The sequence below is a fragment of the Phaeacidiphilus oryzae TH49 genome (assembly GCF_000744815.1).
In the GTDB taxonomy this organism is placed as follows: Bacteria; Actinomycetota; Actinomycetes; order Streptomycetales; family Streptomycetaceae; genus Phaeacidiphilus; species Phaeacidiphilus oryzae.
Window position 1 is genome coordinate 6409134 of sequence record NZ_JQMQ01000005.1, and the last position, 18246, is coordinate 6427379.

Below are 18246 nucleotides of genomic sequence, written 5' to 3' on the forward strand. Positions count from 1 at the left end.
GATCAACTATACAAAGCACGGTCACACCCCGCGGAAGCGCGGCGGCCGGCGTTCGACGAAGGACCGGACGCCCTCCTGGCTGTCCCAGGTGCGGGAGAGGGCGTCCACCGCCCAGGCCTCCTCCTGCGCCAGCACCTCGCGGCCGACGTCGAGGGAGTGGTTGAGCATCCACTTGTTGACGGCGTGGGCGCGGGTCGGCCCGTCCGCCAGCCGGCGGGCCAACGCCTCGGTGGCGGCGGCGAGTTCGCCGCCCGGGACGACCCGGTTGACCAGGCCGGCCCGGAGGGCCTCGGCCGCCGGGAGGTCCTCCGCGAGCAGCACCAGTTCCTTCGCCCGCCGCAGTCCGACCAGCCGCGGCAGCAGCCAGGCGCCCAGCCCGTCGGCCGCGAGCCCCCGGCGGGCGAAGACCTCGATGAACCTGGCCTCCTCGGCCGCCACCACCAGGTCGCAGGCCAGGGCGAGATGCGCGCCGATCCCGGCGGCGGTGCCCTGGACGGCGGCCACCACCGGGCGGTCGCAGTCCAGCACGGCGCTGATCAGGCGGATGGCGCCGCCGAGCAGCATCCGCCGCACCTCGCCGACCGGCCTCTCCTGCCGGGCGGGCGGGGCCGCGTCCCCGGCGCCTGACCTCGGCCCGCGCAGGTCGGCCCCGGTGCAGAAGAACCGGCCCTCGGCCCCGAGGACCACGCAGCGGGTCGACGGGTCCTCGCTCGCCCGCTCCAGGGCGCCGATGATCCGCTCGCGCGCGGCGGCGTCGATGGTGTTGGCGGCCTCCGGGCGGGCGAGGGTGATCCAGGAGACGCCGTCCTCGACGCGCACCCGGACGCCGTCCTCGGCCGGCTTCCCCCCGTCGATCGCCGCAGCGGTGTCGCTCACTTCGCCCTCTCCCTCTCCTCGGCCGGTGCGGGGCCCGAGGCGCCGAGCGCTCCCGCCGACCGCAGCTCCGCCAGGCGCGCGTCGTCGTAGCCGAGGAGTTCGCGCAGCACCGCCTCGGTGTGCTGGCCCACCTCGGGGGCGCGGGCCGGATGCGGCAGCTCCTCGCCGACGAACCGCAGGGGGGTGGGCAGTTGGTCGGCGCCCAGCTCCTCCTTGGGCAGCAGCGGCATCCTGGCCTTCAGCTGCGGGTCGTCGAGCAGCGTCCGCGGGGTGTTGACCGGGGCGATCGGGACGTTCTCCCGCTCCCCGAAGTCGATCCACTCGGCGCTGGTGCGCCCGGCGAAGATGTCCCGCAGCTCCTCGCGCAGCTCGGTGTTGCCGCGGGCGTGGTCGCCGTACTGCGAGCCGGGCCAGCGCTCGAAGAAGTCCGGGCGGCCGACCGCCGTGCAGAAGTTCCGCCAGAGCGAGCGCTCGGAGGCCATGAAGAGGACGAAACCGTCCTTGGTCCGGTAGATCTGGTACCGGACGCCCTCCTTCATCCCGGCGATGCCGGGCGCCCGCCGCTGGTAGCCGTCCGCCGCGTTGCCGGTGACCTCGGACTCCGGCCGCTCGTACGCCTTGTAGGTCTCCGAGCGCAGCCAGTCGACGGCGGCGGCGGAGTCCGACTGGGCGATGTCGATCTCCGCCCCGACCCCTGTCTCCCGGGCCCGCAGCAGCGCGGCCAGGATGCCCAGCGCCCCGTACAGCGGGCCGGCGTTGATGCCGATCGAGGTGTGCTCGGAGATGTAGGTGTGGCCGTCCTCGGTGACCCCGGGGGTGACGATCCCGGCCCAGGTGTCGTACGCGATGCCGTGGCTGGGCAGGTCGCGGTACGGGCCGGTGGCGCCGTAGCCGGAGATGGTGCAGAACACCAGCCGCGGGTTGACCTCGAGGAGTCGCCGGTAGCCGACGCCCCGGCGCTCCAGGCCGCCCGGGCGCATCGCCTCGACGACCACGTCCGCGCCGGCGACCAGCTCCTTGAAGACCGCGATCCCCTCCGGGGTGCGGAGGTCGAGGACGACCGACCGCTTGCCGCGGTTGACATGGAGATGGAGGAGGGAGGTGCCCTCGACGATCGGCCAGGTCATCCGGCGGCCGTAGTCGCCCTGCGGGGGCTCGACCTTGACCACCTCGGCGCCCAGGTCGACCAGCGCCGAGGTGACCGCGGCCGGGCCGAGCATGGAGCACTCGATGATCCGCACCCCGGCCAGCGGAGGGGCCGGGGCCTGCTGGGGGTGCGCCGTCATGCCGAATCCCTTTCGGTGCCGAGGATGGAGACGAAGGAGACCATGTCGCCGGGGTAGCCGCCGAGGTTGTGGGTGAGGGCGAGCCGCCGGCCGGTGTCCGGGATCCGCCGCTCCTCCGGCGCCTCGCCGCGGAGTTGCAGCCAGGCCTCGAACATCATCCGCAGGCCGGAGGCGCCCACCGGGTGGCCGAAGCTCTTCAGCCCGCCGTCCGGGTTGACCGGCAGCCGGCCGTCCAGGTCGAAGGCGCCGGCCAGGACGTCCTTCCAGGCGGTGCCGCGCTCGGCGAAGCCCAGGTCCTCCATCAGCACCAGTTCGGTGGGGGTGAAGCAGTCGTGGACCTCGGCCATCGCCAACTCGGCCGCCGGGTCGGTGATCCCGGCCTGGCGGTAGGCGTCCCGGGCGGTGGCGGCGATCTCCGGGAAGTGGGTGTAGTCGTAGTCGGGGTCGATCACCCCGGAGCCGTTGCCGGCGATCAGCGACAACGCCTTGATGTAGAGCGGCCTGTCGGTGTAGCGGTGGGCGTCCTCGGCGCGGACCACGACCGCGGCGGCGGCCCCGTCGGCGACCCCGGCGCAGTCGAAGACCGTCAACTCCCCGGCCACCCGCGGCATCGCGGAGATCTTCTCGGGGGCGATCTCCCGGCGGAACTGGGCGCGCGGATTGCGGGCGCCGTTGCGGTGGTTCTTGGCGGCGATCCGGGAGAGCACCTCGCGCATCTGATCCGTCGTCAGGCCGTAGCGCCGCGCGTACGCGGGGACCACCAGCGCGAACATGGCGGCGGCGGTGAGGGTGCGCTGGGTGCCGTCGCCGGGGATGTGGACCGGGCTCAGGCCCTGGTAGCCGCTGTCCTTGACCTTCTCCACGCCGACCGCGAGCGCCGTGTCGTACGCTCCCGAGGCGACCGCGTAGGCCGCCTGGCGCAGGGCCTCCGAGCCGGTGGCGCACATGTTCTCGACCCGGGTGACCGGGCGGTCGCGGAGCTGGAGCGGCCGGGCCAGGGTGCCGCCGGACAGGCCGGAGCCGACCGTGCCCAGCCAGTAGGCGTCGATCTCCTGCTTGTCCAGTCCGGCGCCGGCCAGCGCCTGGCCGGTGGCGTCCAGCAGCAGGTCGTCGGTGCCCTGCTGCCAGTGCTCGGCGAAGCGGGTGCAGCCCATGCCGACGATGGCCACCCGGTCGCGGATTCCGTGCGAGCCCATCTCAGTCCTCCGCCGGAGTCTCGGCCGCGCGTATCGGGCGGGCCTTCCAGAAGTAGTTGACGATCCCGTCGGCGCTGCCCAGGCGGCGGAAGGCGGGCTCGACCCGGTCGCCGATGGCGACCTGCCCGGCGTCCACGTCGGTGAGCTCGACCGGCAGCCGGCCGCCCCCGTCGAAGTCCACCACCGCCAGCACCACGGGCGGGCTGGGCGACCAGGCCATGCGGTCCACGGTGAAGGTGCGGACGGTGCCGGCGGCCTCGGCCATCGGGGCCGGGTCCATCTCGTCCTGGGCGTCGCCGCGCATCGAGACCCGCTGCGGCGGGAGGTGGACGGCGCCGGAGGAACGGTCCCGGGAGCCGGTGAAGCCGTACTTCCACTCGACGGACCGGGCGGCCGCGGAGGAGGAGGTGCGGGCCGGCTCGGGGCGGCGCGGGGGCTCCGGGCGGAGCTCGCCGCGCCAGGCGAGGAAGCGGCCGTAGGGGATGGCACCGCCCGTGGCGATCTGCGCGTCCACGCTGCGGGCCGGCCGGTGGGCGGCGAGCGCCGGGGTGGTGCGGAAGAGGAGGACGTCGGCGCCGTCGGCGAGGAGGACGAGGGCGAGGACCCGGTCGGCGGGGGCGGCACCGGAGCCCGCCGGGCCGGCGCCGGAGCCCGCCGGGCCGGCGCCGGAGCCCGCCGGGCCGGCGCCGGAGCCCGCCGGGCCGGAACCCGCGGGGCCTGAACCGGCCGGGCCGGAGCCCGCCGGGCCGGCCGCGAACCGCTCCAGCTCGCGGGCCAGCAGGAGGCCCGGATGGGCGGCGCCGGTGACCCCGGTCAGGGCCTCCAGGCCGTCGGCGAGGGCGCCGTCCGGCACGCCGAGGCTCCGGCGCAGGCCCGCCACCGCCCGGGCGTGGAGGCCGGTGACGAGGACGCGGTCGACCTGATCCGCCGTCAGGCCGGTGGCCTTGAGGGCGTCCTGCCAGGCGCGGCGGCCGGCGGCGAGGTAGCGCTGCTCGCCGAAGCGCTCCTCCCACAGGGAGGAGTGCCGCTCGCCGGGGGCCCGCCAGCGGTCGGTGAACTCGGCGGTGACGGTGGCCCCGCCGAGGTACGCGGCCAGCAGCGGCCCGTCCGCCTCACCGCCGATCAGCAGCGCCGATCCGCCGTCGCCCCCCGCGGACTCGTCCGGACCGCCGGGCCGGCCGGTGCGGATGTCTCCCGCGGCCACCAGCGTGCAGCCGGGGGCGGCGCCGGCCGCCGGCCCGCTCTCCAGAGCCAGCCGCAGCAGCCCGGTCGCCGCCCGTACCGAGCCGGCCGCGTCCATCGCGGGCGCCGCCGCGTCCAGGCCGAGGACGGCGTGGACGGCGGTGGCGTTGGTGCGGTCCGCGTAGGCGGGGGAGGAGGTGGCGAAGAGGAGCCGGCCGACCGCCGGGCCGGGCGCCGCGCGCAGCGCCAGCCGGGCCGCCTCGGCCGCCATGGTGGTGCTGTCCTCGTCGTAGGAGGCCACCGAGCGCTGCCCGCGCCCGCCGCCGCCACCCGCCACGGCGGCGATCGCCGAGCGCTCCAGCCGGCGGTACGGGACGTACCCGGCGAAGCCCAGCAACCCTCGTACAGAGGTCTCCTGACGTTTCGTCATCTACCGACTCTCCCTACCGCCGTGCGCCGACTTAGGTCGGATAATGTATATACATCGCCCGCCGCTCTGGTCCCCCAGATTGGATATAATCTACGTTAGGGAGGGTGACCAACGACTACAAGACCATCCGCTACGAGGAGCGCGACCGGGTCGCCTGGGTGACCCTGGACCGCCCCGAGGTGCACAACGCCTTCAACATGGAGATGCTCCGGGAGATCCGGCACTGCTGGCGCTCTCTCCGGGACAACGACGACATCGGGGCCGTCGTGGTCACCGGGGCGGGCGACAAGGCCTTCTGCGCCGGCCTGGACCGCGCGGACATCGCGGACCCGGACGGCGTCCGGGACATCCCGGAGCGCACCGAGATCCGGGTGCACGGCCACACCCCGCTGCACTTCGACGACCCCAGCGACTGGATCTCCCCCAAGACCGGCGCCGACCTCTGGAAGCCGATGATCGCCGCGGTCAACGGCATGGCCTGCGCCGGCGCCTTCTACCTCCTCGGCCAGGTGGAGTTCATCATCGCCTCGGACGACGCCACCTTCTTCGACCCGCACACCGCCTACGGCATGCCCGCCGTCTACGAGCCGATGTCCATGCTCCAGCGGATGCCGATCGGCGAGGTGATGCGGATGACCCTGATGGGCGACCGCGAGCGGCTCTCCGCGGCCCGCGCCCACCAGATCGGCCTGGTGCAGGAGGTGGTGCCGAGGGAGCGGCTGCACGAGGCGGCCCACCGGGCCGCGGCGATCATCGCCGACCAGCCGGACCTCGCCGTGCAGACCACCGTCCGGGCCGTCTGGTACGCCCAGGAGATGGGCTACCGCCAGGCCCTGGACGTGGCCCGCACCCTCGTCCAGCTCGGCACCGGCGACGAGGCCCTGGCGGAGGGCCAGCGCCGGTTCGGCAGCGGCCGGCGCCCGCCCTGGACACTGCGCTGACACCCGGCCCCGCCCTCCCGCCGGGGCGCCGACCTCAGCCGACGCGACCGCAGTCCGACCCGCAGTCCGACCCGCAGTCCGACCCGCAGACCGACCCGCAGTCCGAGCCGCGGACCGGACCGCAGACCGACCCGCAGTCCGAGCCGCGGACCGGACCGCGGACCGACCCGCAGACCGATCCGAAAGGCGACCACCGCATGCGCATCGGAGAGACCGCCAACGACCGGGCCGCCGCCTGGGGCAAGCCCCTGGACGGGGTGCGGGTCCTCGCCCTGGAGCAGATGCAGGCCCTCCCGTACGCCACCCAGCTGCTGGCCCGGCTGGGCGCGGACGTGGTGAAGGTCGAGCCGCCGCGGACCGGCGAGTCCGGGCGCGGCTCGCTGCCCGCGATGCTGGACCCGGAGGGCCGGAAGGTCGGGATCACCTTCACCCGCAACAACTTCGGCAAGCGCAGCATCGGCGTCGACCTCAAGCGGCCCGAGGGGCGGGACCTCGTCCTGCGCCTGGCCCCCCGCTTCGACGTGGTCGCCGAGAACTTCAAGCCCGGCACCGCCGACCGCCTCGGGCTCGGCTACGCCGACATCGCGGCGGTCCACCCCCGTGGGGTCTACCTCTCCGTCTCCGGCTTCGGCAACGGCGACTCCCCGTACCGGGGCTGGCCGGCCTACGCGCCGATCGCCGAGGCGATGGCCGGGCTCTACGACTTCAAACGGGACCCGGAGACCCCGCCGGTGGTCTCCCCGCTCGGCGCCCTCGGCGACACCGGTGCCGCGCTCTTCGCGGTGATCGGCGTCCTGGCGGCGCTGCGCCACCGGGAGCGGACGGGGGAGGGGCAGCACGTCGACATAGCGATGTACGACGCCATGGTCGCCTTCGGCGACGCCGGGCTGAACTACTGGTCGATGGGTCTGGAGCGGCCGGGGAACGCCCCCGGAATCAACCACTCCTTCCGCTGCGCGGACGGCTTCTTCATCCTCCAGTGCGGACGGCCGCACATGTTCGAGCGGCTGGCCCGGACGGTCGGCCGGCCGGACTGGACGGCGGATCCGCGGCTGGCCGGACCGCAGGACTGGTTCGACCGGCTGGAGGAGCTGATCCGGCCTGGGATCGAGGAGTGGGCAAGGGAGTTGACGGGACGTCAGGCCACTGCGGCGCTGGCCGCGGCGGGCGTGGCCGCTGGACCCGTGCAGTCCCCGGCGGCGGTCGCCGCCGACGAGCATGTGCGCCGGCGCGCCATGCTGGTCGAGTACGACCGCCCGGACGGGGTGGACCGCCCGATCCTCTCCCCGGGCAATCCGGTCAAGCTCTCCAGGATGACCGAGGGCCCGCTGCGCCGGATGCCCTGGCTCGGCGAGCACACCGCGACCGTGCTGCGCGAGGAACTCGACCTGGACGAGGCGGAGTTGCACCGGCTGGCCGAGTCCCTCACGATCGGCGGCCCGGGCGTGGCCGCCGACCGCCCCGGCGTGGCCGATGACCGCCCCGGCATACCCGACGGTCCCGGATCGCGCCTCAGTTGAAGGTCCAGTGGAGGACCACCATCAGGGCCACCACGCTGAGCATCGCGGCCAGCGCCAGCTGCGTCCCGGCGGAGCCGTAGTGCGGGAGACAGGCCCCGCAGAGGTTGAGGGTGGCATGGCACAGGACGGCCGGCAGCGCGCTGCCCACCCCCGCCCAGAGCCGGACGATCACCACCCTCGCCGCGACGGTGGAGACGAACCAGCCGAGCGTCCACGCCGCCGAGCGACCGGCCTCCGCCAGCGGCACCAGATGCCAGACCGCCCAGGCCACGCCGAGCAGCAGCGCGGTCGGCAGCAGGCCGATCCGCCGGCGCAGGCCCGGAGTCGCGTACCCGGTCCAGCCAGCCTCCTCGCAGCCGGCCGCGAGCACGAAGACCAGCGCCAGCAGCGGCAGTTGCCCCGGCCGCGCGGCCCCCGGGCCGGTGGCCTCGGGCGAGCCGGCCCAGCGGAGATACCCGTACGCCGCCACCGCCGCCGCCGGCACCACCAGCACGCTGACCGCGTACCAGCCGGCCGCCCGGGACGACCCCCAGCGGGGCCGGAAGACCTCCGCCAGCCAGCGGCCGCGGGACCCGCCGGGGAGCGGGCGCAGCACGATCAGCGCGGCCGCGAGAGGGCAGACGAACTGCAGGGCGCTCACCGGCAGGCCCATCGGCAGGCCCGCCGGGCGGGACACCGCCGCGCCCGCGACCCAGAAGGGCAGCGAGAGCAGCAGCACCCAGCAGAAGAAGCCGGGCAGCCCGCGCGGGCCCGGTGACCCGCGTTCCCCCCGCACCACCGGCGACGGCCGCATCGATTCGCATCCCCCTCGACTCGCCGTCAGCTTCCGTGGCCGTGGAGCGCCGTGTCAACAGGGGACGGAAGCGGGCGGGGGCGCGGACGGCGGCGCGCACCCGGGCGGGTTCAACCGCGCGGAAGCCCCAGGACGCGCTCGGCTATCACATTGAGTTGGATCTCCATGGTCCCGCCGCCGATCAGCCGGCTGGGAAGGAGCAGCTCGACACCGGCCGCGTCCACCGGCCCGCCGCCGCCCTCGAAGCCGCCGTCGCGGCCGTCGCGGCCGTCGCCGGGGCCGCCGTCGCCGGGGCCGCTGTCGCCGGGGCCGCCGCCGTAGCCCGCCGGCCGTACGGCCGCCTCGGGGCCGGCCAGCGCGAGGGCCGCCTCCGCGGCCTCGCGGTCGAGTTCGGCCGCCGCCACCTTGCTGAGGCTGGCCCCGGCACCGGGCTGCTGCCCGTCCAGGCGGCGCAGCGTCTCCCGCAGGTTGAGCGCGGCCAGCGCGCCCGCCCTGGCCTCGATCCGGCCGAGGGCGCGCAGTCCGGCCTCGCGGGCCGGGCCCCCGGCGTCGGCGACCAGCCGGCGGATCGGCTCGGTCAGTCCGCTGCTCATCGAGGAGCTGATGGTCAGCCGCTCGTTCCCGAGGGTGGTGAGGGAGGCCCGCCACCCGGCGCCCGGCTCGCCGACCAGGCAGTCGTCCGGTACGAACACGCCGTCCAGGAAGACCTCGTTGAAGCCGGACTCCCCGGTGGCCTGCCGCAGCGGGCGGACCTCGACCCCGGGGGCGGACATGTCCACCAGGAAGCAGCTCAGCCCGCGATGCCTGGGCGCGTCGGGGTCGGTCCTGGCCAGGCAGAAGCCCCAGTCGGCGGCGTGCGCCCCGGAGGTCCACACCTTCTGCCCGTTCAGCAGCCAGCCGCCGTGGGTCCGCTCCGCCCGGGTGGCGAGTCCCGCCAGGTCGGAGCCGGCCCCGGGCTCGCTGAAGAGCTGGCACCACCGCACCCCGGCCCGCAGGGTGCCCGGGACGAACCGCTCGATCTGCTCCGGACTGCCGTGCGCCAGCAGGGTCGGCAGCACCCAGGCGCCGATGGCGAGCGAGGGCGCGGCAAGCCCCCGGCGCTCCAACTCCTCGGCCACCACCAGCTGCTGGACCGGGGTGGCGGCCAGCCCCCAGGGCTTTGGGTAGTGCGGGGCGACCAGGCCCGCCGCGGCCAGCCGGTCGCGTCGCGGGCCGAAGTCGGCGCCGAGGTGGCCTGGGGAGTCCGGGGGGAGCTCGCGGACCTCGTCGAGGACCTCGGCGACCCGGGCGCGGAACGGGGCGGTCCGCCGCTCCTCGTCCTCGTCCAGCGCGATGCGGTGCCGCCTGCGCTCCGTCAGGGCGGCCTCGCCGAGCCGCCGCTGCCAGATCTCCGGGGCACCGGCCAGCGCGGCCAGACTGATCGCCCGGCGCCAGTAGAGATGGGCGTCGTGCTCCCAGGTGAAGCCGATGCCGCCGAGGGCCAGGATGGTGTCCAGCAGCGCCCCGGCCGCTCGGCCCTGGGCGGCCAGGGCGGCGCCGGCCACCGCGATCCGCCGCTGCCCCGCAGGTTCGCCGAGGGCCTGGACGGCGTCCCAGGCCGAGGCGGCGGCCAGTTCCGCGCCCACCCGCAGCCTGGCCAGCCGGTGCTTGACCGCCTGGAAGGAGCCGATCGGGCGGCCGAACTGCTCGCGCACCCTGGCGTGTTCGACGGCGGTCTCCACGCCCCAGCGCATCACCCCGGCCGCCTCGCAGGCGGCCAGCGCGACCGCGGCGGAGGCGGCGAAGTCGGCGTACTGCGGCGGGAGTTCGCCGAGGTCGGCGGCGGTGGCGGGGACGCCAGCGGCGGGCAGCCGCAACCGCCCGATGTCCCGGGTGAGGTCGACGCCGGTCTCGGGAACCCGCCGGAGCCCGAGGGGGCCCGCCGCCTCCGGGTCGACGCGCAGCCACCGGATGCGCCCGGTGGCGCCGTCCGCGACCCCGACGATCAGCAGCTCGGCGGAGAGGAGGCCGAGCACCGGTGGGCCGTCGGCGTCCTCGGCGCCGTCCCCGCCCGCCGGCGGCACCAGCGCCGCCGTCGCGCCTCCGGCCAGCTCCTTCAGCAGTTCCGAGCGGGCCTCGCCGGCCGGCAGCCGTACCGCGAGGGCGCCGGCGACTGCCGTCGGCAGCAGCGGTCCCGGCAGCAGCCCATGGGCGGACTGCTCCAGGACGACGGCCAGATCGGCGAGGGTGCCGCCCTGGCCGCCGACCTCCTCGGGGAGGTGGACGGCGTGCAGCCCCTGCCGCAGCAGTGCGTCCCAGTGCGCGGGCCGCCCGCCGCGGGCCAGCCGGTCGAACGCCGAGCGGGTGTCGGCGAGGGCGGCGTGCCGCCCGACGAAACCGCGTACCGCGTCGGCGAGTTCCCGCTCCGTGCCGCTGAGGGCGATCCCCATCGTGGTCAGTCTCCGTCCTGGGCCGAACGCTTCGAGAGGAACAGGCCGTTGTCGCGCATCACGCTCCGGTATGCGGCGGGCTCGATTCCGATCGGCGCTGGCTCCGACGCCTAGCCGAAACTAGACCTGGAGTCTTAGTCTGGTCAACTGTGGCGTGTATCTGATACTCCATCAAATGTGTTGTATAACAAGCATTCTGACGCAGCGTCAGGTAAATAGCTGCCGAATGAAGGGGCGGAGAGGCCGCTCCCCGGCGGCTCTCGCTCACCCGGCAACGACTGCCACCGGCCGTGGTCGTCTCCGCCAGGTCCGGCGACGGCCGCCGCGCGGCCGCGGTGGACGCGGTTGACGCGGTTAACCTGGTGCCGCCCCGGCACCGGCGACCAGGACGCCCCGCCCGGGATGCTCAACTCCCCAGCAGCGCAGGTCCCTTCACCCCGAGGCGAGCCATGACAGAGCAGCAGGCCCCGCGGACGGCGGCCGCCCGGCCCGCCGCCGGCGGAGACGGAGGCAACGGTGGAGGCGGAGGCCACCTCCCCACCGAGGGGATGCCGGACTGGCAGCTCGCCCGCCGGCGCCGGATCGTCGAGGCGGCCCTCCGGGTCCTCACCGCCCGCGACTACGACCGGATCCAGATCACCGATGTCCTCGCCGAGGCCAAGGTCGCCCGCGGCACGATGTACCGCTACTTCGCCTCCAAGGACCACCTCTACGCGGTGGTGCTCAGCGAGTGGGCCGGGATGGGCGCGGAGGGGCGGGCCCCGGCGCGGCTCACCTCGGCCACCGCCGAGGCGGAGACCCGGGCCCGGGTCCGGGGGATCGTCCGCGCCTTCGAGCGCAAGCCGCAGTTCTTCAAGGCCTTCGTCGACCTCCAGGACAGCCCCGACCGCAACGCCGTCGCCGCCATGGCCGACCTCAACAAGGCCGCCACCCGCGACCTGGCCCGCTACTTCGCCGCCCTCGGCGACGAGCGCGCCGAGGACACCGCCAACATGCTCTGGTCCATGATCGGCAACCTGCTGATCCGTGCCGTCTACCACGACGGCACCATGGCGGACGTCTACCGCCTGGCCGACCGCTTCGTCGACTTCGCCGCCCAAAGCCTGCGCTGAGGCCGAGCGGCGGCCGGCGCGCCGAGGGGCGGCCGGCGCGCCGAGGGGCAGGCGCGCCCCGCCTCGGGCTCCGCGCCGTCGCCGTCGCCGTCGCAGACCGTATCGCGACCGGGACCTCCGCCGAGCCCGGCCGGAGGGGCGCCGGAAATCGGTCGGCGGGCCGCGTGGCCGGGCATAGCCTGGGCCGATGGCGACTCAGGTGATCGTGCTCAACGGGGGCTCCAGCTCCGGGAAGTCGGGGATCGCGCGCTGCCTCCAGGCGGTGCTGCCCGACCCCTGGCTGGCGCTCGGCACGGACGTCCTCGTCGAGGCGATGCCGGCCGCCATGCGGTCCTCCGAGGGCGGGATCGAGCTGGCCCCGGACGGGGAGGTGACCGTCGGGCCGGAGTTCCGGAGCCTGGAGGCGGCCTGGATCGACGGGGTGGCCGCGATGGCCAGGTCCGGCGCCAGGATCGTGGTGGACGAGGTCTTCCTCGGAGGTTCGGAGTCGCAGCGGCGCTGGCGGCAGGCGCTGGACGGGCTGCGGGTGCTGTGGGTCGGCGTCCGCTGCGAGGCGGCCGTCGCCGCCGGCCGGGAGACCGCCCGGGGCGATCGGGTTCCCGGGATGGCCGCCCGCCAGGCCGAGCTGGTCCACCGGGGAGTCCACTACGACCTGGAGGTGGACACCACCCGTACGGAGTCCCTGGAGTGCGCCCGGATCATCGCGGCCCGGATCATCGCCGCCCGGGTCGGCTGAGGCGCGAACGCGAAGGCGAACGCGAACGCGAAGGCGCGGGAGCCGCCGTGTGCCGCCGGGATTGTCAGACCCCCTTGGCAGACTCCCCTCCATGGCGACATGGGAGCGGTTCGAGAAGGAGGCCCCGGAGCTCGCGAGGGTGGTCCGGGCCCGGTTCGAGGCGGCGGAGACGCATGTGCTGGCCACCCTGCGGAAGGACGGCTCACCGCGGGTGAGCGGCTCCGAGGTGGACTTCCGGGGGCCCGATCTGTCCTTCGGATCGATGCTGGGCGCGAGGAAGGCCCACGACCTGCAGCGGGACGGCCGCTGCGCGATCCACGCCCATCCGAGCGGGGACGGGGACGCCAAGGTGGCCGGGGTGGCGCTGGAGGTGGTGGACCCCGGGGAGAAGCGGGACTACACCACAGGCAGCGAGCCGCCGGGCGACTTCCACGCCTTCCGCCTCGACCTCACCGAGGCGGTGCTGACCGCGGTGGAGAACGACGAGCTGGTGATACGGGTGTGGCGTCCCGGCCGCGCCGTGGAGACCCTCCGCCGCCGATGAGCGCGGCCGCCGGGCTGACGGGGTGTTGACGTGGCGCTGTGACAAAGTGACACTCGCCGTATCACCATGGCCGGTCGAGCTGAAGGGCGCCAACCACCGTGACTTCCGAAGCCTATCTGTACGAGGCCGTCCGCACCCCGCGCGGCAAGGGCAAATCCGGTGGCGCCCTCCACGGCACCAAGCCGATCGACCTGGTGGTCGGGCTGATCCACGAAGTACGGCGCCGTTTCCCGGAGCTGGACCCGTCGACCATCGACGACATCGTCCTCGGCGTGGTCAGCCCGGTCGGCGACCAGGGCTCGGACATCGCGCGGACCGCGGCGATCGCGGCCGGCCTGCCGGACACCGTGGCCGGGGTCCAGGAGAACCGCTTCTGCGCCTCCGGCCTGGAGGCCGTCAACCTGGCCGCCGCCAAGATCCGCTCCGGCTGGGAGGACCTGGTGCTGGCCGGCGGCGTGGAGTCGATGTCCCGGGTGCCGATGGGCTCCGACGGCGGCGCCTGGGCGGTCGACCCGATGACCAACTACGAGACCGGCTTCGTCCCGCAGGGCATCGGAGCCGACCTGATCGCCACCCTGGAGGGCTTCACCCGCCGGGACGTCGACGAGTACGCCGCCCTCTCCCAGGAGCGGGCCGCGGCGGCCTGGAAGGCCGGCCGCTTCGACCGCTCGGTGGTGCCGGTCCGGGACCGCAACGGTGTCGTGCTGCTGGACCGCGACGAGCACATCCGCCCCGGCACCACCGCCGACTCGCTGGCCGCCCTCAAGCCCTCCTTCGCCGGCGTCGGCGAGCTCGGCGGCTTCGACGCGGTGGCGCTGCAGAAGTACCACTGGGTGGAGCGGATCGACCACGTCCACCACGCCGGGAACTCCTCCGGCATCGTGGACGGCGCGGCCCTGGTCGCCATCGGCAGCGAGGAGGCCGGCCGGCGCAACGGGCTGACCCCGCGGGCGCGGATCGTCTCCGCAGCGGTCACCGGCGCCGAGCCCACCATCATGCTCACCGGCCCTGCCCCGGCCGCCCGCAAGGCCCTCGCCAAGGCCGGTCTCGGCATCGAGGACATCGACCTGGTCGAGATCAACGAGGCCTTCGCGGCGGTGGTGCTGCGCTTCGTCAAGGACATGGGCCTCGGGGGGCTGGACAAGGTCAACGTGAACGGCGGCGCCATCGCCATGGGCCACCCGCTGGGCGCCACCGGGGCGATGATCCTCGGCACCCTGGTCGACGAGCTGGAGCGGCGCGACCTCCGCCGCGGCCTGGCCACCCTCTGCGTGGGCGGCGGCATGGGCATCGCCACCATCGTCGAACGCGTCTGACGCCCCGTCACGTCACCACCCCCGCCGCAGCGCACCTCAGGCCCGCACCTCAGGAGACCCCAAGAGCATGAGCAGCAGCACCGAGACGATCCGCTGGGAGCAGGACCGGGACGGCGTGGTCACGCTGACCCTGGACGACCCCACCCAGTCGGTCAACACCATGACCGAGGCCTTCACCGCCTCCCTCGAATCCGCCGTGGCCCGCCTCCAGGAGGCCCTGGGGGCGGGGGAGTTGACGGGGGTTCTGGTCACCTCCGGCAAGAAGACCTTCTTCGCCGGCGGCGACCTCCGCCTCCTCTCCAGCGCGGGGCCGGACGCCGCCGCCGAGGTCACCGAGGCCGGGATGCGGGTCAAGCGCGCCCTGCGGACCATGGAGACCCTCGGCGTCCCGGTCGTGGCGGCCGTCAACGGCTCCGCCCTCGGCGGCGGTCTGGAGATCGCCCTCGCCTGCCACCACCGGGTGGTGTTCGACGACCCGTCGATCAAGCTGGGCCTGCCCGAGGTCACCCTCGGCCTGCTGCCGGGCGGCGGCGGGGTCGTCCGCACGGTGCGGATGCTGGGCCTGGCCGACGCGCTGACGAAGGTGCTGTTGGAGGGCAAGCAGTACCGTCCGGCCGCGGCGCGGGAGCTCGGCCTGGTCGACGAACTCGCCGCCGACCGCGAGGAACTGCTCGCGAAGGCCAGGGCCTGGATCGCCGCCCACCCGGAGTCCCGGCAGCCCTGGGACGCCAAGGGCTACCGCATCCCCGGCGGCACCCCGGCCGACCCCCGCTTCGCGGCCGGCCTCCCGGCCTTCCCGGCCAATCTGAAGAAGCAGCTCAAGGGCGCCCCCTACCCGGCCCCGCGGAACATCCTGGCCGCGGCGGTCGAGTCGGCCCAGGTGGACGTGGAGACCGCGTTCCGGATCGAGGCCCAGTACCTGACCGAGCTGGTGCTCGGGCAGACCGCCAAGAACATGATCCAGGCCTTCTTCTTCGACATGCAGGCGGTCAACTCCGGTGCGAACCGCCCCCAGGGCGTGGCGCCGCGGAAGGTGCGGAGGGCCGCCGTCCTCGGCGCCGGGATGATGGGCGCCGGCATCGCCTACTCCTGCGCCCGGGCCGGGATCGAGGTCGTCCTCAAGGACGTCTCGGTGGAGGCCGCCGAGAAGGGCAAGGGCTACTCGGCCCGGCTGGTGGCCGAGTCCGTCGAGCGCGGCCGCAGTTCGCAGGCCGACGCGGACGCCCTGCTGGCCCGGATCACCCCGACCGCGGACCCCGCCGACCTGGCCGGCTGCGACGCGGTCATCGAGGCGGTCTTCGAGGACCCGGCGCTCAAGCACAAGGTCTTCCAGGAGATCCAGGAGGTCGTCGCCCCCGACGCGCTGCTCTGCTCCAACACCTCCACCCTGCCGATCACCCTCCTCGCCGAGGGGGTGCGGCGCCGGGAAAACTTCATCGGCCTGCACTTCTTCTCGCCGGTGGACAGGATGCCGCTGGTCGAGATCATCAAGGGCGAGCACACCGGCGACGAGGCGCTGGCCCGCGCCTTCGACCTGGTCCGGCAGATCCGCAAGACGCCGATCGTGGTCAACGACTCCCGCGGCTTCTTCACCTCCCGGGTGATCGGCCAGTTCATCAACGAGGGGGTGGCGATGGTCGGCGAGGGCGTCGACCCGCAGTCCGTCGAGCAGGCCGCCGCCCAGGCCGGCTACCCGGCCAAGGTCCTCTCCCTGATGGACGAGCTGACCCTGACCCTGCCCCGCAGGATCCGGGACGAGGGCCGCCGGGCCGCCGAGGCCGCGGGCCGGCAGTGGACCGAGCACCCGGCGGACCGGGTGATCGACCGGATGGTCGACGAGTTCGGCCGCCCGGGCCGCAGCGGCAGCGGCGGCTTCTACGAGTACGGGGAGGACGGCCGGCGGAAGGGCCTGTGGCCGGGCCTCCGCGAGCACTTCACCGCCGCCGCCAGCACCGCCGCCGCCACCGCCGAGGCCGCCGCCGACGGGCCCGGGGCCGGGATCCCGTTCCGCGACATGCGGGAGCGGATGCTCTTCGCCGAGGCTCTGGACTCCGTCCGCTGCCTTGAGGAGGGCGTGCTGACCTCGGTCGCGGACGCCAACATCGGCTCCATCCTCGGCATCGGCTTCCCCGGCTGGACGGGCGGCGTCCTCCAGTACATCAACGGCCACCAGGGCGGCGTGGCCGGTTTCGCCGAGCGGGCGAGGGAGCTGGCGGCCGCGTACGGCGAGCGCTTCACCCCGCCCGCGCTGCTGGAGCGGTACGCCGCGGAGGGCCGCGAGTTCCGCGACTGAGCCGGCCGCCGCGCCCGGAGGCGCGCTGCCCCGGCGCCGCCGAGCGCCGGGGCGGTCATACTTCTCCAGGGGCGCACAGCAGGAGCACGCAGCGGACACGGCCAGGCCACGGCAGGAATCAGGCCGCGGCAGGAATGGGGAGCCGACACGATGGCGAACACAACCGAGGGGGCGTCGCTGCTCGCGCGTGCGCTGGACGCCGACCCGAGGGTCGAGGAGGACCCGGCCGCGGACCGGATCCTGGACGCGGCGCTCGAGCAGTTCGTCCGCTTCGGCCTCCGCCGCTCCACCGTGGACGACGTGGCCAAACGGGCCGGCGTCTCCCGGGTCACCGTCTACCGCCGGTTCGGCAACAAGGACGGCCTGGTCTCGGCCTGCCTGATGCGCGAGTCCCGGCGGTTCCTGGACGAGCTGGACGCCGCGGTCGGCGGGCTGCCGCGGATGGAGGACCGGGTGGTGGAGGGGTTCGTGGTGTCCCTCCGCGCCATGCAGTCGCATCCGCTGATGGGCGGTCTGCTGCGGCTGGAGCCCGAGGTGGTGCTGCCGTTCCTGACCACCGAGGGCGGGGCGGTGCTGGTCGCGATGCGGGAGTATCTGGTCCGCCACTTCCGGGAGACCAGCGACGTCACCGCCGACCCGGGGCCGGTGGCCGAGCTGATGGTCCGGGTCGTGGTCTCCTTCCTCCTCAACCCCGAGAGCTGCATCGAGGTCACCGACGACGACCAGGCCCGCACCTTCGCCCGCCGCTACCTGGCCCCGCTGCTGCGGCAGTAGCCGGGCGGCTGCCGCGCGCGCCCGTGTCGAGTGCCGGATGCCGCCGCGTCAGCGCCGCACCCGATAGAGGAGATGCAGTACCCGGTCGCCGGGGATGACCACCTCGGGGTCCTCCAGCATCAGATGGCCCTTGGCGAGCGAGCCGAAGTAGGGCTTCCCGCTGCCGAAGACGACCGGCACCACGTCGATCGCCACCCGGTCGATCAGCCCCAGGGCCAGCGCCTGCCCGCCGATGTCGCCCGCGGTCACCGCGATCTCCCCGCCGTCGGCCAGCTCCTCGGCCTTCGCCATCCCCTCCTCGACCGAGCGGGCGAAGTGGTACGGCGCCTCCGGGCGCCAGCCCTCGGGGCGCGGCCGGTGCGAGACCACCACGACGTGATCGGCGGCCGGCGGCTTGCCCTCCCAGCCGTCGGTCAGGTCGAACAGCCGCCGCCCCATGACCGCGACCTTCTGCCGCGCCCACATCCCGCGCACGTACTCGGCCGAGGCCGCCGAGACCCGGAACGGCGAACCGCCGTGGAGCTCCGGCCGGTCCACGTCGACGATGGGGTGGTCCCCGTTGAAGTACCAGTCGTGGAGCGGCCCCACGCCGTCGTCCTCATGGGCGATGTAGCCGTCCAGCGATGCCACCGCATGCAGATATCTCATACCCCTACCGACTCCTCTCGCCGCCCGGACTCATCGGGGACCGCGCCGATCGCGCGGACCGCGCCGATCGCTCCGACCGCTCCGACCGCTCCGACCGCGCCGATCGCTCCGTTTCCTGTGGACGGCATCCGTACCACCGCTCGTGCCCCTCGAATCCCTCCGGCGGCGGC

The 18246-nt window shown here is 74.6% G+C and carries 15 protein-coding genes; 8 read left to right on the top strand and 7 right to left on the bottom strand.

Annotation, left to right across the window (positions count from 1 at the left end; translation table 11 throughout):
• Positions 1-21 precede the first annotated feature (21 nt).
• Genes BS73_RS32220 through BS73_RS32235 form a run of 4 tightly spaced genes read right to left on the bottom strand, consistent with a single transcriptional unit; the run spans position 22 to position 4970 of the window.
• Positions 22-876: an enoyl-CoA hydratase/isomerase family protein gene (locus tag BS73_RS32220; protein WP_051941242.1), complete on the bottom strand. Its 855-nt coding sequence runs from the start codon at positions 874-876 to the stop codon at positions 22-24.
• A complete protein-coding gene (locus BS73_RS32225; RefSeq protein WP_051941243.1) occupies positions 873-2162 on the bottom strand; it encodes a CaiB/BaiF CoA transferase family protein in 1290 nt (429 codons plus the stop codon). The genes BS73_RS32220 and BS73_RS32225 overlap by 4 nt, the downstream gene beginning before the upstream one ends.
• Positions 2159-3358 (bottom strand): acetyl-CoA acetyltransferase, encoded by a 1200-nt coding sequence (locus BS73_RS32230; RefSeq protein WP_037577892.1) that lies wholly within the window; start codon positions 3356-3358, stop codon positions 2159-2161. Before BS73_RS32230 ends, BS73_RS32225 begins: the two co-directional genes overlap by 4 nt.
• 1 nt (position 3359) lies before the next feature.
• Complete coding sequence (locus tag BS73_RS32235) at positions 3360-4970, bottom strand: OB-fold domain-containing protein (RefSeq protein WP_037577893.1); 1611 nt, start codon at positions 4968-4970, stop codon at positions 3360-3362.
• A gap of 104 nt (positions 4971-5074) precedes the next feature.
• On the opposite strand from BS73_RS32235, the gene BS73_RS32240 reads away from it, so the two are divergent.
• Both BS73_RS32240 and BS73_RS32245 read left to right on the top strand, forming a co-directional pair.
• Positions 5075-5911 carry an enoyl-CoA hydratase/isomerase family protein gene (locus tag BS73_RS32240; protein ID WP_037577894.1) on the top strand — a complete coding sequence of 279 codons (837 nt, stop codon included), beginning with the start codon at positions 5075-5077 and terminating at the stop codon, positions 5909-5911.
• A gap of 197 nt (positions 5912-6108) precedes the next feature.
• On the top strand, positions 6109-7431 hold the full coding sequence (locus BS73_RS32245) for a CaiB/BaiF CoA transferase family protein (protein ID WP_063837110.1): 1323 nt from the start codon (positions 6109-6111) through the stop codon (positions 7429-7431).
• Here BS73_RS32245 and BS73_RS32250 read toward each other — a convergent pair.
• Both BS73_RS32250 and BS73_RS32255 read right to left on the bottom strand, forming a co-directional pair.
• Complete coding sequence (locus tag BS73_RS32250) at positions 7424-8224, bottom strand: CPBP family intramembrane glutamic endopeptidase (RefSeq protein WP_037577895.1); 801 nt, start codon at positions 8222-8224, stop codon at positions 7424-7426. The two genes, BS73_RS32245 and BS73_RS32250, sit on opposite strands and share 8 nt — an antisense overlap.
• Positions 8225-8334: 110 nt before the next feature.
• Positions 8335-10653, bottom strand: a complete 2319-nt coding sequence (locus BS73_RS32255; RefSeq protein WP_037577896.1) for an acyl-CoA dehydrogenase — start codon at positions 10651-10653, stop codon at positions 8335-8337.
• A 449-nt stretch (positions 10654-11102) separates the two neighbouring features.
• Here BS73_RS32255 and BS73_RS32260 point away from each other — a divergent pair, with 449 nt between their 5' ends.
• The 6 genes from BS73_RS32260 to BS73_RS32285 all read left to right on the top strand — a co-directional run bounded on the left by BS73_RS32260 (position 11103) and on the right by BS73_RS32285 (position 17428).
• A complete protein-coding gene (locus BS73_RS32260) occupies positions 11103-11765 on the top strand; it encodes a TetR/AcrR family transcriptional regulator (protein ID WP_084704519.1) in 663 nt (220 codons plus the stop codon).
• Between the two features lie 187 nt (positions 11766-11952).
• Positions 11953-12501: a chloramphenicol phosphotransferase CPT gene (cpt, locus tag BS73_RS32265; protein ID WP_037577897.1), complete on the top strand. Its 549-nt coding sequence runs from the start codon at positions 11953-11955 to the stop codon at positions 12499-12501.
• Positions 12502-12592: 91 nt separating this feature from the next.
• A complete protein-coding gene (locus BS73_RS32270; RefSeq protein ID WP_037577898.1) occupies positions 12593-13045 on the top strand; it encodes a pyridoxamine 5'-phosphate oxidase family protein in 453 nt (150 codons plus the stop codon).
• Between the two features lie 98 nt (positions 13046-13143).
• A complete protein-coding gene (locus BS73_RS32275; RefSeq protein ID WP_037577900.1) occupies positions 13144-14361 on the top strand; it encodes an acetyl-CoA C-acetyltransferase in 1218 nt (405 codons plus the stop codon).
• A 67-nt stretch (positions 14362-14428) separates the two neighbouring features.
• Positions 14429-16654: a 3-hydroxyacyl-CoA dehydrogenase NAD-binding domain-containing protein gene (locus BS73_RS32280; protein WP_037577901.1), complete on the top strand. Its 2226-nt coding sequence runs from the start codon at positions 14429-14431 to the stop codon at positions 16652-16654.
• Positions 16655-16804: 150 nt separating this feature from the next.
• A complete protein-coding gene (locus tag BS73_RS32285) occupies positions 16805-17428 on the top strand; it encodes a TetR/AcrR family transcriptional regulator (protein ID WP_037577903.1) in 624 nt (207 codons plus the stop codon).
• Positions 17429-17476: 48 nt separating this feature from the next.
• Here the strand turns inward: BS73_RS32285 and BS73_RS32290 are convergent, their stop codons facing one another.
• Positions 17477-18076 carry a dihydrofolate reductase family protein gene (locus tag BS73_RS32290; protein ID WP_037577905.1) on the bottom strand — a complete coding sequence of 200 codons (600 nt, stop codon included), beginning with the start codon at positions 18074-18076 and terminating at the stop codon, positions 17477-17479.
• Between the last annotated feature and the right edge of the window lie 170 nt (positions 18077-18246).

Coding starts and splice junctions, on each gene's coding strand:
- BS73_RS32225 (WP_051941243.1), bottom strand. CDS start 2,162: ATGACGGCGCACCCCCAGCAGGCCCCGGCCCCTCCGCTGGCCGGGGTG.
- BS73_RS32230 (WP_037577892.1), bottom strand. CDS start 3,358: ATGGGCTCGCACGGAATCCGCGACCGGGTGGCCATCGTCGGCATGGGC.
- BS73_RS32235 (WP_037577893.1), bottom strand. CDS start 4,970: ATGACGAAACGTCAGGAGACCTCTGTACGAGGGTTGCTGGGCTTCGCC.
- BS73_RS32245 (WP_063837110.1), top strand. CDS start 6,109: ATGCGCATCGGAGAGACCGCCAACGACCGGGCCGCCGCCTGGGGCAAG.
- BS73_RS32250 (WP_037577895.1), bottom strand. CDS start 8,224: ATGCGGCCGTCGCCGGTGGTGCGGGGGGAACGCGGGTCACCGGGCCCG.
- BS73_RS32255 (WP_037577896.1), bottom strand. CDS start 10,653: ATGGGGATCGCCCTCAGCGGCACGGAGCGGGAACTCGCCGACGCGGTA.
- BS73_RS32260 (WP_084704519.1), top strand. CDS start 11,103: ATGACAGAGCAGCAGGCCCCGCGGACGGCGGCCGCCCGGCCCGCCGCC.
- cpt (WP_037577897.1), top strand. CDS start 11,953: ATGGCGACTCAGGTGATCGTGCTCAACGGGGGCTCCAGCTCCGGGAAG.
- BS73_RS32270 (WP_037577898.1), top strand. CDS start 12,593: ATGGCGACATGGGAGCGGTTCGAGAAGGAGGCCCCGGAGCTCGCGAGG.
- BS73_RS32280 (WP_037577901.1), top strand. CDS start 14,429: ATGAGCAGCAGCACCGAGACGATCCGCTGGGAGCAGGACCGGGACGGC.
- BS73_RS32285 (WP_037577903.1), top strand. CDS start 16,805: ATGGCGAACACAACCGAGGGGGCGTCGCTGCTCGCGCGTGCGCTGGAC.
- BS73_RS32290 (WP_037577905.1), bottom strand. CDS start 18,076: ATGAGATATCTGCATGCGGTGGCATCGCTGGACGGCTACATCGCCCAT.